Annotated in this window: 16 protein-coding genes; 9 read left to right on the forward strand and 7 right to left on the reverse strand. The window is 62.1% G+C overall.

The window, feature by feature from the left end:
• Positions 1-15: 15 nt before the first annotated feature.
• Genes hisA through hisB form a run of 3 tightly spaced genes read right to left on the reverse strand, consistent with a single transcriptional unit; the run spans position 16 to position 2,083 of the window.
• On the reverse strand, positions 16-759 hold the full coding sequence (hisA, locus tag EP379_RS13950; RefSeq protein WP_127478384.1) for a 1-(5-phosphoribosyl)-5-[(5-phosphoribosylamino)methylideneamino]imidazole-4-carboxamide isomerase: 744 nt from the start codon (positions 757-759) through the stop codon (positions 16-18).
• A gap of 35 nt (positions 760-794) precedes the next feature.
• The gene (hisH, locus tag EP379_RS13955; RefSeq protein WP_127478385.1) at positions 795-1,439 is read right to left on the reverse strand and encodes an imidazole glycerol phosphate synthase subunit HisH; all 645 of its coding nucleotides are present in this window, start codon (positions 1,437-1,439) and stop codon (positions 795-797) included.
• 50 nt (positions 1,440-1,489) lie between these two features.
• The gene (gene hisB, locus EP379_RS13960) at positions 1,490-2,083 is read right to left on the reverse strand and encodes an imidazoleglycerol-phosphate dehydratase HisB (protein ID WP_127478386.1); all 594 of its coding nucleotides are present in this window, start codon (positions 2,081-2,083) and stop codon (positions 1,490-1,492) included.
• Positions 2,084-2,282: 199 nt separating this feature from the next.
• Between hisB and fnr the strand changes: the two genes are divergently transcribed.
• The 9 genes from fnr (at position 2,283) to ccoS (ending at position 11,951) form a co-directional block, all read left to right on the forward strand.
• Positions 2,283-3,050: a fumarate/nitrate reduction transcriptional regulator Fnr gene (gene fnr, locus EP379_RS13965; RefSeq protein ID WP_127478387.1), complete on the forward strand. Its 768-nt coding sequence runs from the start codon at positions 2,283-2,285 to the stop codon at positions 3,048-3,050.
• A gap of 507 nt (positions 3,051-3,557) precedes the next feature.
• The gene (gene ccoN, locus EP379_RS13970) at positions 3,558-4,985 is read left to right on the forward strand and encodes a cytochrome-c oxidase, cbb3-type subunit I (protein ID WP_127478388.1); all 1,428 of its coding nucleotides are present in this window, start codon (positions 3,558-3,560) and stop codon (positions 4,983-4,985) included.
• Between the two features lie 22 nt (positions 4,986-5,007).
• On the forward strand, positions 5,008-5,718 hold the full coding sequence (gene ccoO / locus EP379_RS13975) for a cytochrome-c oxidase, cbb3-type subunit II (RefSeq protein ID WP_127478389.1): 711 nt from the start codon (positions 5,008-5,010) through the stop codon (positions 5,716-5,718).
• The gene (locus EP379_RS13980) at positions 5,711-5,920 is read left to right on the forward strand and encodes a cbb3-type cytochrome c oxidase subunit 3 (protein WP_127478390.1); all 210 of its coding nucleotides are present in this window, start codon (positions 5,711-5,713) and stop codon (positions 5,918-5,920) included. The genes ccoO and EP379_RS13980 overlap by 8 nt, the downstream gene beginning before the upstream one ends.
• Positions 5,917-6,759: a cytochrome-c oxidase, cbb3-type subunit III gene (gene ccoP / locus EP379_RS13985; RefSeq protein WP_127478391.1), complete on the forward strand. Its 843-nt coding sequence runs from the start codon at positions 5,917-5,919 to the stop codon at positions 6,757-6,759. The genes EP379_RS13980 and ccoP overlap by 4 nt, the downstream gene beginning before the upstream one ends.
• A gap of 408 nt (positions 6,760-7,167) precedes the next feature.
• Positions 7,168-8,583, forward strand: a complete 1,416-nt coding sequence (gene ccoG / locus EP379_RS13990) for a cytochrome c oxidase accessory protein CcoG (protein WP_232023917.1) — start codon at positions 7,168-7,170, stop codon at positions 8,581-8,583.
• Between the two features lie 32 nt (positions 8,584-8,615).
• Positions 8,616-9,149: a FixH family protein gene (locus EP379_RS13995; RefSeq protein ID WP_127478392.1), complete on the forward strand. Its 534-nt coding sequence runs from the start codon at positions 8,616-8,618 to the stop codon at positions 9,147-9,149.
• 64 nt (positions 9,150-9,213) lie between these two features.
• Complete coding sequence (locus EP379_RS14000; RefSeq protein ID WP_127478393.1) at positions 9,214-11,685, forward strand: heavy metal translocating P-type ATPase; 2,472 nt, start codon at positions 9,214-9,216, stop codon at positions 11,683-11,685.
• 41 nt (positions 11,686-11,726) lie between these two features.
• The gene (gene ccoS, locus EP379_RS14005; RefSeq protein ID WP_127478394.1) at positions 11,727-11,951 is read left to right on the forward strand and encodes a cbb3-type cytochrome oxidase assembly protein CcoS; all 225 of its coding nucleotides are present in this window, start codon (positions 11,727-11,729) and stop codon (positions 11,949-11,951) included.
• Between the two features lie 32 nt (positions 11,952-11,983).
• Here the strand turns inward: ccoS and EP379_RS14010 are convergent, their stop codons facing one another.
• The 4 genes from EP379_RS14010 to pip form a co-directional block, all read right to left on the reverse strand.
• Positions 11,984-12,658, reverse strand: a complete 675-nt coding sequence (locus EP379_RS14010; RefSeq protein ID WP_127478395.1) for a hypothetical protein — start codon at positions 12,656-12,658, stop codon at positions 11,984-11,986.
• Positions 12,659-12,663: 5 nt separating this feature from the next.
• Positions 12,664-13,167 carry a hypothetical protein gene (locus EP379_RS14015; protein ID WP_127478396.1) on the reverse strand — a complete coding sequence of 168 codons (504 nt, stop codon included), beginning with the start codon at positions 13,165-13,167 and terminating at the stop codon, positions 12,664-12,666.
• 78 nt (positions 13,168-13,245) lie between these two features.
• Positions 13,246-13,692 (reverse strand): D-aminoacyl-tRNA deacylase, encoded by a 447-nt coding sequence (dtd, locus tag EP379_RS14020; protein ID WP_127478397.1) that lies wholly within the window; start codon positions 13,690-13,692, stop codon positions 13,246-13,248.
• The gene (gene pip / locus EP379_RS14025) at positions 13,689-14,639 is read right to left on the reverse strand and encodes a prolyl aminopeptidase (protein ID WP_127478937.1); all 951 of its coding nucleotides are present in this window, start codon (positions 14,637-14,639) and stop codon (positions 13,689-13,691) included. Before pip ends, dtd begins: the two co-directional genes overlap by 4 nt.
• Positions 14,640-14,883 lie beyond the last annotated feature (244 nt).

Below are 14,883 nucleotides of genomic sequence, written 5' to 3' on the forward strand. Positions count from 1 at the left end.
GCAACTTGGAACTTGTCACTTTTCTCCACAAAGTTCATCGGCCAGACGTTGGCCTGCTGCGAAGTCCAGCGTACCTTCATAGATCGCGCGGCCGGTGATGGCTCCGGTAATGCCCTCGTCCGCCACGGCACACAGGGCGCGGATATCATCCAGATTGGTAATGCCGCCGGAGGCGATGATGGGGATCGACACCGCCTGCGCCAGTTTCACCGTGGCCTCGACATTGACGCCGGACATCATGCCGTCACGGCCGATATCGGTGTAAATGATCGCCGACACACCGTCCTGCTCGAAGTGCCGTGCCAGGTCGATAACATCGTGCTTGGACAGCTTTGACCAACCGTCCATCGCCACCTTGCCTTCTTTGGCGTCGAGGCCAACGATGACATGACCGGGAAATTCGGCGCACAGATCACCGACAAAACCGGGATGATTCACCGCCTTGGTGCCGATGATGACGTACTGCACGCCGGCATCGAGATAGGCCTGCACTGTATCCTCGTCACGGATCCCGCCACCCACCTGGATCGGCAGGTCGGGGAAGGCCGCGGCAATGGCATGCACCACGTCGCGGTTCATCGGCCGGCCCTCGAAGGCGCCATTGAGATCCACCAGATGCAGTCGCCGCGCACCCGCCTCCACCCAACGCGCCGCCATGGCCACCGGATCGTCGGAGAATACCGTGGAATCCTCCATTCGTCCCTGACGCAGGCGTACACACTTGCCGTCTTTGAGATCTATGGCGGGTATGAGCAACATCGATCAGTCCTCTTTACTACGCGGGTAGTGAATTGTCAGACGCCCTGTCCATCCCAACGCAGGAAATTGGCGTACAACGCCAATCCTGCGTGCTGACTTTTTTCCGGGTGAAACTGCACGGCGAACACGTTGTCGCGCGTCACCGCCGCGGTGAACTTCACGCCATATTCAGCACTGGCAGCAGTCAGCGCTGCCTCGGCCGGCTGCACATAATAGCTGTGCACGAAGTAAAAGCGTTCATCCTGTGCAATGTCACGCCAGAGCGGATGCTGCCGCTCCTGGTGGACCTGATTCCAGCCCATGTGCGGCACCTTGAGGCGCTCGCCCTGCTGCATCAGGTTGTCACCGAAATATTCCACCCGGCCGGGCAGGATGCCGAGACAGGGAGTGCCACCATTTTCCGCGCTGAAATCCATCAGCGCCTGCATACCGACGCAGACGCCGAGGAACGGCTTGGTGCGTACCACTTCGTGGATCACCTCGACCACACCCTGGCGCGCCATCTCCGCCATGCAGTCACGGATGGCGCCGACACCGGGCAACACCACGCGGTCGGCGGCGCGAATGCGCTCCGGGTCATGGGTGACGATCACCTGCTGGCCATCGGCCACATGCTCCAACGCCTTGGCCACGGAGTGCAGGTTACCCATGCCGTAGTCGATGACTGCAACGGTACTCATGATAGGAAAGACATCCGGCTCGAATCAGATAGAGGAATAAACGCCGGGCGTTACAGGCTGCCCTTGGTGGAAGGAGTAATGCCCTGCATGCGCGGATCAGCTTCCAGTGCCATGCGCAGGGCACGGCCGAAGGCCTTGAACACCGTTTCGGCGATGTGGTGCGCATTACGCCCGCGCAGATTGTCGATGTGCAGGGTCACCTGGGCATGATTGACGAAGCCCTGGAAGAATTCCAGGAACAGATCGACATCGAACTCACCGATGCGGGCACGGGGAAAATCCACCTGGAACTCCAGGCCGGGTCGGCCGGAGAAGTCCACCACCACACGCGACAAGGCCTCATCCAGCGGGACGTAGGCATGACCATAGCGGCGGATCCCCTTCTTGTCACCGACGGCACGGGCGAAGGCCTGGCCGAGGGTAATGCCGATATCTTCGACCGTGTGGTGGGCATCGATATGCAGATCCCCCTGCGCCTTGACCACCAGGTCTATCAGACCATGGCGGGCCACCTGGTCCAGCATGTGATCAAGAAACGGCACGCCCGTCTCGAAACGGCCACTGCCGCTGCCATCGAGATCGACACTCACCTCGATTCGGGTCTCCAGGGTCTCTCGCGTGACCGTGGCCCTGCGCTCGCTCATCGCAACTCCTTATTTAGATACGCCACTCGGGCGGCCAGACTGCGCCCATAGCATACCGACTTCCGCGCCCGGATAGAACAAAAGCACCACCGGATAAGCACTATCGGTTGCATCGGCACGACACATGTACGAGGATACCTGTCTCGACAGCGTTGAAACCGGCCCTGGGTGGTGTATCACGGTGCCGGCCATGTGTGCAATGCCGCAGACAAAAGCAAGCAATATCATTGAGTTATCGGCAATACGCGTTGCCTGCAAAGACTGTGGGCTGTTCCAGCTATGCCTGCCGGTGGGCATCGACGGCGCCGACCTGGAACTGCTGGACAGCATCATCAAGCGCCGTCGCCCGATCAAGCGCGGCGAGCACCTGTTCCAGGTCGGTGACCCGTTCCAGGCCATCTATGCCGTGCGCTCCGGTTCCATCAAGACCTATGTGCCGACGGAAGACGGTTATGAACAGGTCACCGGTTTCCATCTGCCGGGCGAACTGGTCGGACTGGATGCCATCCATGCCGATATCCACCCCTGCGCGGCCAAAGCGCTGGAAACCACCAGCGTGTGCGAAATCCCATTCGAACGCCTGGAAGAACTGTCCGAGCGCATTCCCTCCCTGCGCCATCAACTATTGAAGATCATGAGCCGCGAGATACTGCATGAGCAGTCGCTGCTCATGCTGCTGGGCAAGAAGAATGCCGAGGAACGCCTTGCCTCTCTGCTGCTCAGTCTGTCCGGTCGCTACCAACAACGCGGTTTCTCCGCCACCGAGTTCAACCTCAGCATGTCGCGCAACGACATAGGAAACTACCTGGGACTGGTGGTGGAAACCGTCAGCCGTCTTTTCACCCGCTTTCAGGACGAAGGTCTGCTGACGGTACAGCGCAAGCACATCCGCATCCTCGACCCGCAACGCCTGTACGCCATCGCCTGCCAGTCTCGCAGCTACACGCCGCGCCCCATTTCCGACTGAGCGACTGCGCCATTGCGCCGAGCATGGCCCTCCACGAAAACCTCGATAAAAACAGTACGAAATGTACTGTGGGATATGGCGCAGCCACTGCGTCGTAATCACCAGTTTGTTTGACAAAAATCAATGTTCTGATATCTTCTCTTCGACTATATTTGGTCGCTAGTTCCGGTAGTGGGGTCTGGGAACGCAGCGATCGGCATGTCTGGGAGGACAAAAGAATTTTATTGGCCTATCAGGGCGTTGCCCTCACTGACGATGCCTCCCGCCAGCACTCCCCGCCTCTTCCAGGAACTGCATAGTCACGACGTACCAGCGACTCGGCCAGATGCGTCCGGTAGCGTTGGCTGGATACAACACCATGGAGTCATGCGATCGCACACTCCGGATAAGTAAAGGTTTCGGTTTGTTCATGCATGGGGGTTGTCACAGAAAAATCAACAACGGTTTTTTGGGCGGTAAAGAGTTGGTCTTGGTTTAACCATTGGCTCACACAGAGGAGAGAAACTCGTGGAAGCGACACAAGCGGAACAGAAATATAACTTTGAGGTCGTCAGGTGGTTCACCATCATGGCGGTTGTTTATCTGGTGGTAGGCACCCTGGTAGGCGTGCTCGTCGCCTCCCAGCTGGCCTGGCCGGCGCTGAACTTCGACACGGCCGAACTCAGCTTCGGCCGACTGCGTCCGTTGCATACCAACGCAGTTATCTTCGCCTTCGGCGGCTGTGTGCTGATGGCAACCGCCTTCTACTCCGTGCAGCGCACCTGCGGTGTACGTCTGTGGAGCGACAAGATGGCGTGGTTCACCTTCTGGGGCTGGAACACCATCATCGTCCTCGCCGTCATCACCCTGCCGCTGGGCCTGACCCAGGGCAAGGAATACGCCGAGTTGGAGTGGCCGATCGACGTGCTGATCGCCGTGGTGTGGCTGTCCTATGCCTTCAACTTCGTGATGACCATCGCCAAGCGCAAGACCAGCCACATCTACGTGTCCAACTGGTTCTTCCTCGGCATGATGGTGATGATCACCTATCTGCACGTGGTCAACAGCCTGGCCATCCCGGTCGAGCTGTTCAAGTCCTACTCCGTGTTCTCCGGTGTGCAGGACGCCATGATTCAGTGGTGGTGGGGCCACAACGCGGTAGGCTTCTACCTGACCGCCGGCTTCCTCGGCATCATGTACTACTTCGTGCCGAAGCAGGCCGGTCGCCCGGTGTTCTCCTACCGTCTGTCCGTGATCCACTTCTGGGCGCTGATGTTCGGTTACGTCTGGCTGGGTGCGCACCACCTGCAGTACACCGCCCTGCCTGACTGGACCGGCTCCCTGGGCGCCGCCGTTTCCCTGGCCATGATCATCCCGTCCTGGGGTGGTGCCATCAACGGCATGATGACCCTGTCCGGCGCGTGGGACAAACTGCGCACCGACTACATCCTGCGTTTCCTGATCATGTCCCTGGCCTTCTACGCCATGTCCACCTTCGAAGGTCCGGTCATGTCCGCGAAGACCGTCAACGCGCTGTCCCACTATACCGACTGGACCGTCGGCCACGTGCACTCCGGTGCCCTGGGCTGGGTCGCCATGGTCGGCGCCGGCGCGCTGTACCACATGGTCGAGAAGCTGTGGAATACCCGCATGTACTCCGCCTCGCTGGTAAACCTGCACTTCTGGATGGCCACCATCGGCACCGTGATCTACATCACCGCCATGTGGGTATCCGGCATCATGCAGGGCCTGATGTGGCGTGACTACGACGAGTTCGGCACCCTGACCTACACCTTCGCCGAATCCGTCGCCGCCATGCATCCCTACTATGCGATGCGTGCCATCGGCGGCCTGATCTTCTGGGCCGGTGGTGTGGTGATGCTCTACAACGTGGTGATGACTGTGCGTCAGGCCGTTGGCCAGCGCAGCAGCTCCGCCGCCGCAGCGACTGCCTAAGCGCGAGAGGAGTTCAAGAAAAATGGCTGATCAAATTCATTCGACCAAACTGCAGGACAAGATTGAGCGCAGCGTCTTTGCCATGTTCCTGATGCTCGCCGTGCTGCTGTCTGTCGGCGGCCTGGTGGAAATCGTACCGCTGTTCTTCCTCGACGACACGATGGAGCACAACAAGCGTCCGGAAATCGTCTGGCAGCGCCAGGCGGGCCAGACCCTGGCGGACTGGAAGGCCGGCGAAGGTATCCGTCCCTACACCGCCCTGGAACTGGCCGGCCGTGACGTCTACATCCGCGAAGGCTGCTACACCTGCCACTCACAGATGATTCGCCCGTTCCGTGACGAGAAGGAGCGTTATGGCCACTACTCACTGGCCTCCGAGTCCATGTACGACCATCCCTTCCAATGGGGCTCCAAGCGTACCGGCCCGGATCTGGCCCGCGTGGGCGGCAAGTACTCCGACGCATGGCACTACCAGCACCTCCGTGCACCGCGCTCCGTGGTACCGGAATCTGTGATGCCCAACTACCCCTGGCTGGACAACAACAAGGTTGACGGCTCCCGCGTCGCCAAGCGCATGCGCGCGATGAAGGCCCTGGGCGTTCCGTACACCGAGGACGACATCTCCGCCGCCTCCGCCATCACCGGCAAGACCGAGATGCAGGCCATTGTTGCCTACCTGCAGGTACTGGGAACCATGGTGAAGTTCGAAGAGGGCGTGGATTACCGTGAGTAATCTCCGCGAGTACTTCCACACAGACTGGGCGGCCATGACCAGCAGCGACTGGGTTGGCCTGATTACGACGGTCGGCATCTTTCTGCTGTTTATCGCCCTGTTTGTGTACGTACTCCACCCGAAGAACAAAGCCAGACTGGAATCAAAACGTCACATTCCGATAGACGAAGACGACCGTTTCGATACGGAGGATAAAAAATGAGCGAGCAAAACAACCCGTACGGTGCCCCGACCACCGGGCATCTGTGGGATGACAACCTGGCGGAGCTGACCAACCAGCCGCCCAAATGGTGGATGATTGGCCTGCATGCCAGTTGGATCCTGGTGCTGCTGTACGGCATCGTGTACCCGATGTGGCCGTGGTTCGGCGGCGCGACCCAGGGCCTGATGGGCTGGACCGCCATCGGCGAATACAAGGCCGATGTGGCCGCCATCCAGCAGGTACGTTCCCAATACGAAGACAAGCTGCCGGGCATGAGCGCGGCCGCGATCCTGGCCGACAGCGAGCTGTCCGAGTACGTGGTACGTTCCGCCAAGGTGCTGTTCGGCGACAACTGCGCCGCCTGCCACGGTGGTGGCGGCCAGGGCAATCCGGGCTACCCCAACCTGGTGGATGACGACTGGCTGTACGGTGGCGACATCGACACCATCGTTACCACGATCACCAACGGCCGCATGGGCATGATGCCCGCCAAGGCCGGCGTGGCGATGACCGAAGCCGAGATCGATCAGTTGGCGGCTGCCGTTGCCAAGGGCGAACCCACCTCCACCCCGCTGTTCATGGAGAAGGCCTGCTTCGCCTGCCACGGCATGGACGGCAAGGGCATGCATGCCCTGGGCGCTCCCAACCTGACCGATGCCATCTGGCGCTTCGGTGACGGTTCCGTCGAGGCCATCAAGTACACCATCACCCACGGTGTCAACGACCCCTCCGATCCGCAGACCCGCAACGCGGTGATGCCGAAGTTCGGTGGCGGCAAGCTGAGCGAGACCGACATCAAGAAGCTGGCAGTGTATGTGGCCAAGCTGGGCGCCAACTAAGTTATAGCGTCCTCACACCTTCCATAACGTAAGCAGGTGACCGCGCTCCCGCGCGGTCACCTCAGGAAAAAAGGGGTGTTGCAATGACTGACTGGGTAGCAATTGCGTCGTATCTGACCGTGGCCGTTGCGGCCATCATCGTCATCTTCCTTGGCATCAAGGGCTACAGCCTGATTTACAAGGACAGTGACAAGAAATAAGTCACCTGCAGTAATCGAAGAGGGGGACTGAATGGTCCCCCTCTTTTTTTGTATACTGTGCCGCCGACTTGATATTTTTCAATTACAGGCGTTTTCCCCGGTGCGAGAATTGCCAGTGGCCTGCTGAAAGCCCGCGCTTTCAACAGGGCATTTGCCCTAACATTTTTTGTGACAGCGACCTTTTTTGCTGTCCTCCCAGGAGGTATCCGTGAACGACCAGGTCGACAAGCAGGCGCACGCCGACGAACTCTACGCCGAAGCCCATCATTGGCATGTCAACACCGGCAAGGAAACCATCCATGCCAAGCGCATGCCAGGTCGCTTCCGCAACCTGAAATGGGCCACGGCTGCCGTCTGGCTGGTGTTCTTCATCGGCCCCTATCTGCGCTGGGGCGAACGCCAGGCCGTGCTGTTCGATATTCCGGGCCGCCAGTTCCACATCTTCGGCATCACCATCCTGCCGCAGGACGTGTGGATGCTGTCTCTGGTGCTGCTGTTCTTCGCCATCCTGCTCGCCGTGGTGACGTCCATCGCCGGCCGCGTCTTCTGCGGTTATTTCTGCTTCCAGACCGTGTGGACCGACGTGTTCACCTGGATCGAGGAAAAGCTGGAAGGCGCACCGCAGAAGCGCCGCAAGCTGGATGAGGCGCCATGGGACTTCACCAAGATCCGCATCAAGGTAGTGAAGCATGCCATCTGGATCCTCATCGGCATGCTGACCGGCATCAGTTTTACCCTCTGGTTCGGCGATGCCTTCGAGATGTGGAAAGGCTTCCTGACCCTGAGCGCCAACCCTGTGGCCTGGGGCGCGGTGGCCGTGTTCACCTTCTTCACCTATCTGTTCGCCGGCCACATGCGCGAGCAGGTTTGCTTCTGGCTGTGCCCCTATGCCCGTATCCAGGGCGTGATGTACGACAAGGAAACCATCCTCCCGGCCTACGACTTCAAACGCGGCGAACCGCGCGGCAAGCTGAAAAAGGGCCAGATCGAGGAAGGGAAGGGCGACTGTATCGACTGCGGCCAGTGCGTGGCGGTCTGCCCGACCGGCATCGACATCCGCCACGGCCAGCAGGAGGGTTGCATTACCTGCGCCCTGTGCATCGATGCCTGCGACGCGGTGATGGACAAGATCGGCCGTCCGCACGGCCTGATCCGCTACGCCTCGATGGATGAGTTGGAGGGCAGGCCGACCCTCAAGCTGTTCCAGCGCCCGCGCGTGCTGGTCTACCTGACCATCCTCACTGTAGCCCTGTCCGGCATCATCTACGGCCTGTTCAACCTGTCCGGCCTTGAGGTAAAGGTGCTGCACGAGCGTCAACCGCTGTTTGTGATGCAAAGCGATGGCTCGATCCAGAACAAGTACAGCGTTAAGATTCTCAACAAGACACCACAGGATCAGAAGGTGCGTCTGGTGGTCGATGGCCTGCCGGGGCTGGTGGTCAGTGGCGGCGAAGGCAGCCTGATCGCCAACAAAGGCCGTATCACCAGCTATACGGTGTTCGTGCGCGTACCGCGCGAAAATCTCAAGGCCGAGAGTACCCCGCTCATTTTCCGCGTACAGGCGGAGGGGGACGAGTCACTGACTTCCGACTACACCAGCATGTTTATCGGGCCGCGCCGCTGAGGCGCGGCCGCCAACCACGACGGGTAAGGAACATGACGACTATCGACGCCACCGGCGACAACCGTATTTCGCAGTCCAACAAGCGCGCCATGCGCAATCCCTGGGTGCTCGGCGGACTGGCCCTCATCGGCACGGTGCTGGCGGTGAACGTGGCAATGATCACTCTGGCCGTCGTCACCAATCCGGGGCTGGTCAGCAAGGACTACTACGAGCGCGGCCGCTACAACGAGCGCCACTACATCCAGCGCGTGACCGAACGCAACGCCCTGGGCTGGACCGCCAGCCTCGAGGTGCCGGAGAACATCCAACTCGGCGCCACTCAGACTTATCGCGTGGCCATCGTCGACAATGTCGGCGAACCATTGCGCGGTGCACAGGTGGTGTTGAATGCCTTCCGCCCCTCTGATGCCAAGGCCGACTTCAACCTACCGCTGGAAGAGGTCGGGGCCGGCATCTACCAGGCCCCGGTCGAGTTCCGCCTGAAGGGTATCTGGGACATACTCATCGACGTCAAGCGTGACGGCAAATCCTTCGAACTGCCGCGCCGCATCTCCGTCCAGGGCTAAACGGCAGTACCCCGCCCGCACCCTCCCCACACGGGTGCGGGCGTCATAACCCATAACGATCCCCATGGCCAGTGCACATTCCCACAGCGGCTGTTTCCACTGCGGCCTGCCCCTCCCACCCAAGGATGACTACTCCGCAGAGATCGCCGGAGAGAAACGCCAATTCTGCTGCATCGGCTGCCGCGAAGTGTGTCGTGCCATCTACGACGCCGGCCTGGAGGGCTTCTACCAACGCACGCCGGAAGGCACCCTGCTGGCCCCCCCGCCGGAACTCCCCAAGGATCTCGCGCTGTATGACCTGGACGAGGTGCAGGAAGAATTCATTGTCAAACACGGCGAGGAGCGGGAAATCAATCTGCTGGTGGAGGGTATCCACTGTGCCGCCTGCGTCTGGCTCATCGAGCGTACCCTGGCCGCTGTCCCTGGCATCGCCTCGGCCCAGGTCAACCTGGCCGGCCGCCGCCTCTTGGTGCGCTGGGACAACAGCCGCCTCAAGCTATCCGACATCATTCGCCGTCTGGGTGAAATCGGCTATGCCGCCGTCCCCTTCGACCCGGAGGTGGCAGAGGGGGCGTTGAAGAAGCAGAACCGCGCCTTCCTGTTCCGCATGGCCTTTGCCGGCTTCGCCATGATGAACCTGATGTGGATATCCATCGCGCTGTATGCCGGTGCCGATGAAGGCGAATTCCGCAGCCTGTTCCACTGGATCGGTTTCGTACTGGCCACCCCCACCCTGCTCTATTCCGGCTGGCCGTTCTTCAAGGGGGCCTGGACCGGCCTGCGCCGCCGTCACCTCACCATGGACCTGCCCATCGTCGTGGGCGCCACCACCACCTATCTGTACTCCCTCTACATCACGGTGACGCAGTCCGCGGTCGGTGAGGTGTACTGGGACACGGTGGTGAACTTCATGTTCATCATCCTCATCGGTCGCCATCTGGAATCGGTGTCCAAACGCCGGGCCATCGCCGCCACCCAGCGCCTGCTCGACCTGCAGCCGCGCGGCGCCACCGTGCTGCGCGACGGCGAGGAGCAGTTGCTGCCGATCCGCGCCGTGAAACCGGATGACGTGGTGTTGGTTAAGGCCGGCGATCGCATTCCGGTGGACGGCGTGGTGCTGGAGGGCCACAGCGCGGTGGACGAGGCCATGCTGTCGGGCGAGTCCCGTCCGGTGGACAAGGGTCCGGGTGACAAGGTTTCCGCCGGCACCATCAACATCCACAGCGCGCTCACCCTCAAGGTCAGCGCCACCCTCAAGAACACTGCTCTCGGACGCATCATCCGCCTGGTGGAAGAGGCCCAGGCCTCCAAGGCGCCGATCCAGTGCACCGCCGATCGCATCGTGCCCTGGTTCGTCGCCGTCACCCTGCTGCTCGGTACCCTGACCTTTGCCTACTGGTCGTTCTTCGATGTCGAAGTGGCCCTGCTCGCCGCCTGCTCGGTGCTGATCATCACCTGCCCCTGCGCCTTCGGCATGGCCACCCCCATGTCCATCGCCGTCGCCTCCGGCCTCGCGGCGCGCCACGGCATCCTGATCAAGAACGGCGCGGTACTGGAAACCCTGTCCCACATCACCCATTTCGTGTTCGACAAAACCGGCTCCCTCACCGAAGGACGCATGGCGGTGCAGGAACTGCACCCCGCCGTCGGCATCGACACCGACACGCTGTTGCTCAAGGCCGCCGCGGTGGAGCGCTATTCCGAGCACCACATCGCCCGCGCCATCGTCGAGGAGGCGCGCCAGCGCGGCATCAACCCGGCGGTACCGACCCTGATCGACTTCGCCAGCAGCGCCGGCCTCGGCGTGGTCGGACAGGTGGACGGCACAACGGTCCTGCTCGGTAACGAAACCTGGCTGGCACAGCACGGCATTACCCTGCCGGACGCCATGCTGAGCGACATCGGCGCACTGGAGCGGCGCGGCATCACCTGTATCCATGCCGCACTGGACGGACAGTACGCGGGCTTCATCGCCATCGCCGATCGCCTGCGCCCCGATGCCCGCGCGCTGGTCGACAGCCTGCGCAGCCAGGGCATCCGCATGACCCTGCTCTCCGGCGATCGGCGCCGCGTGGCCGAGGCCGTGGCCGAACAGCTCGGCGGCATGGAGGTGCTCGCTGAGGTGCTGCCGGAAGACAAGGATCGCGTCATCGCCGACTTGCAACGCCAGGGCGAACAGGTGGCGATGATCGGCGACGGTGTCAACGACGCTCCGGCGCTGATCCGCGCCAACGTCGGTATCGCCATCGGCTCCGGCACCGAGGTGTCGGCGGAAAGCGCCGACATCGTGCTGATCAGCAACGAGCTGGAGAAGGTCAACCTGGCCACCCGGCTGTCGCGCCGCACCCTGCGCACCATCCGCCAGAACATCGGTATCTCGCTGACCTACAACGTGATCATGGTGCCGCTGGCGATGGCGGCCTTCGTGACACCGCTGGTGGCCGCCATCTCCATGCCGATCAGTTCGCTGCTGGTCATCGGCAACGCCGCACGCATCCGCACCCTGTTCGCCCACCGGCGCGAACTGGGCGACTGAAACGGGTACACTGGCGCAGCAGACAGACAGGGGCACATACGATGGAAGTGATCTACAGCCTGATCCCCGCCATGATCTTCCTGGGTCTCGCCATGGTAGTGGTGCTGGTGTGGGCGATACGACGGGGCCAATACGAGGATCTGGAGGGCGATGCCCACCGTATCCTGCACGACGACGACGACCCCAATCTACCGGTGGAGATGCGCGGGCGGAAAGAGAAGGCGACACGCAGCGACAAGGTGATGCCGGACACCGACGAGGACTGAAGGATACTCGGGCGCGCGTTGCGCGCCCGCTCTTACGGCGTGGCCTGGCGCTCCAGCAGCGGCGCCACCAGACGGCTAAAATCCCGCGGCGCCACGTATTGCAGTACTTCCTTGCCGCCGGCACTGACGGCCACATCGAGTCCACGCTCCGGATACAGCCAGTGCACCACCTCGCCTCCCGGTTCGCCCAGCTTCTGTGCCGGCACGCCGAAACGCTTTTCCACCAGGACCTCGTCCAGGTGCGTCCGTGGCAGATAGGTCAGACTGGCGATGGGCGTGGCGCGCAACCGGGCAATATCGTCGGGATGCAGCGTCACCTTGCGGCTGCCGTTGCCCATGGTGGCGATGCGCACACCGCGCTCGAACATGGCCCGCAGCTCCGCCTCGCTCAGCGCCGCCTCCACCACCAGCTTGGCCGCCAGCCCACTCAGGGTGACGCCATCGAAATAACCTTCCGCGGCTCGACGTCCTTGCGGCGACTGGAACAGGATCAGCTCCAGCTCCGTCTGGAACAGCTGTTCGGCGTCCCCCAGGGTATTGTGTCCAAGCCGCAGACCAAACACGGTGCTGCTGCCGTCTTCATGCGTGGTGATGGCCCAGGGTAGCAACTCGGGACGATGGTCCTGTCGGCCCGGGATCAGCATCGCCACGGCGATGGCCAGGAGGGCGAAACCCAGCACGCCAAGGAAGAGATGACGCTCCCGCATCGTACTCAGTCGGCCACCGGCGCCAGGGCGCCATCGGGATAACGCTGTACCAGCCAGTCCGGCATCTTGCCGAAGCGCGCCAGGTGCAGGGCATCGGACTCCATCACGATCAGCACCAGCACGGTGACCAGGGTCGGCATGATGCCGACGCCGAAGAAGGCCCAGTGCTGCGGCCGCATGTTGCCACCGGAGATCAGGTAGATGGCGATCATCACCACCACCATGATGCCGAGCATGATGACGAAGGCCCGGCTGCGCCGTGCCGCCAGTTGCCAGTGGCATTTCACGAACCAGGGGTCCACCCGCAGCGATTTGCGCGCCCGCCACAGGATATAGGCCAGGATGACAAAGGAGATGACCGGGACGATGAGCGCCAGCTTCTGCAACGAACTGGCGCTGAGGAAGGCGACAAACAGCAGGATATGATTGAAGATCAGGTTGATGAGGAAGATCTCGTGGGGCCACTTGGCCGCCTTGGCGGTGTCTTCGGAGATGGCGTAGCGGTTCATGGATAATGCCTTTTGTCATGTCCTCCAGGGGGCGCCCAAGTTAGCATGCTCTACCGCCGAATGCCACGCGCTGCGGTGTCAGTGGGGACTCACCTGCAGCCAGAAGGTCACCGGCCCGTCATTGGTGAGGCTGACCTGCATGTCGGCGCCGAAACGGCCGCTCTGCACATCGGGATGGGCCTCCCAGGCGCGCTGCAGCAGATGGTCGAACAGGTGCAGCCCCTGCTGCGGCTCGGCGGCGGGGGTGAAACTGGGGCGGGTGCCCTTGCCGGTGTCCGCCGCCAGGGTGAACTGCGGCACCAGCAGCAGGCCGCCGCCGATATCGCGCAGACTCAGATTCATCCTTCCCTCCGCGTCTGGAAACACACGGTAAGTGAGTATTCGCTCCAGCAGGCGCTCGGCCTGCGCCTCACCGTCGCCCCGCTCGACCCCCACCAGCACCAGCAGGCCGCGGCCGATGGTTCCCACGGTTTCACCGGCAACGCTCACCCGTGCTTCGCTTACCCGTTGCAGCAATCCAATCATGCGTAGCGCCTCGCCATGGCGTCGGTGGCCTGCAACAGGGCTTCAGTGGTGCCGCGCTCGCTGGCCGAGTGGCCGGCATCGGGGACGATGGTGAGCTCGGCCTCGGGCCAGGCCTTGTGCAGTTCCCAAGCGTTTTCGATGGGGCAGATCACGTCGTAGCGGCCATGGACGATGGCGCCGGGGATGCCGTGCAGGCGCGGGGCATCGGCCAGGATCTGGTTGGGGCGTAGAAAGCTGTCGTGCGTGAAATAGTGGGCCTCGATGCGCGCCAGGCTGAGGGCGACAAAGGGGTTGCCGAAATGGTCGATCACCGCCTGACTCGGGCGCAGGGTCGCCGTGCGTCCTTCCCACAGCGACCAGGCCTTGGCCGCCGCCATGCGCTCCAGCTCGTTGTCGCTGGTCAGGCGGCGGTAATAGGCGGCGAGCAGATCGCCGCGTTCGCTGGCAGGGATCGGGGCCAAGAACGACTCCCACAGATCGGGGAACAGGCGGCTGGCGCCCTCCTGGTAGAACCAGTGGATTTCATGGGGCCGGCACAGAAAGATGCCGCGCAGGATCAGTCCCAGCACCCGTTCGGGATGGGTTTCGGCATACACCAGGCTCAGGGTGGAACCCCAGGAGCCACCGAACAGCACCCAGCGCGCGATGCCGAGGTGTTCGCGGATGCGCTCCATGTCGGCCACCAGGGCCTGGGTGGTGTTGTTCTCCAAAGAGGCATGCGGCGTGGAGCGGCCACAGCCGCGTTGATCGAACAGGACGATGCGGTAGCGTTCCGGATCGAAAAAGCGGCGGTGATAATCCTCACAACCGGCACCCGGCCCGCCGTGGACGAACAGCACCGGCAGGCCCGCCGGGTTGCCGCACTCCTCGACATACAGGATATGGGGCGGCTCCACGGCCAGGCTGTGGATGACATAAGGTTGCAGTTCGGGATAGAGAATGTGCATGGCGGCCACCGGAATCGTCGGGTAGACCCCCATTCTAACCGCTCCGGCAGGGTGTGCCGTGGGCAGATTTGTAGGAATCAGCTTACAAGGACTGTAGTGAGGGGCTGACTTACATCCCACACGACTTTTGGCAGTATAGCCTCGACTTCGCAGGGAGGCGGGGTCTTCGCAAGGATGCTTGATAGGGATTATCGCCGCCTGACAGGATGACAGGCTTCCGGAAACGAATGAGACCAGGACGGTC

It is taken from the genome of Sulfurivermis fontis, assembly GCF_004001245.1.
GTDB lineage: Bacteria > Pseudomonadota > Gammaproteobacteria > Thiohalomonadales > Thiohalomonadaceae > Sulfurivermis > Sulfurivermis fontis.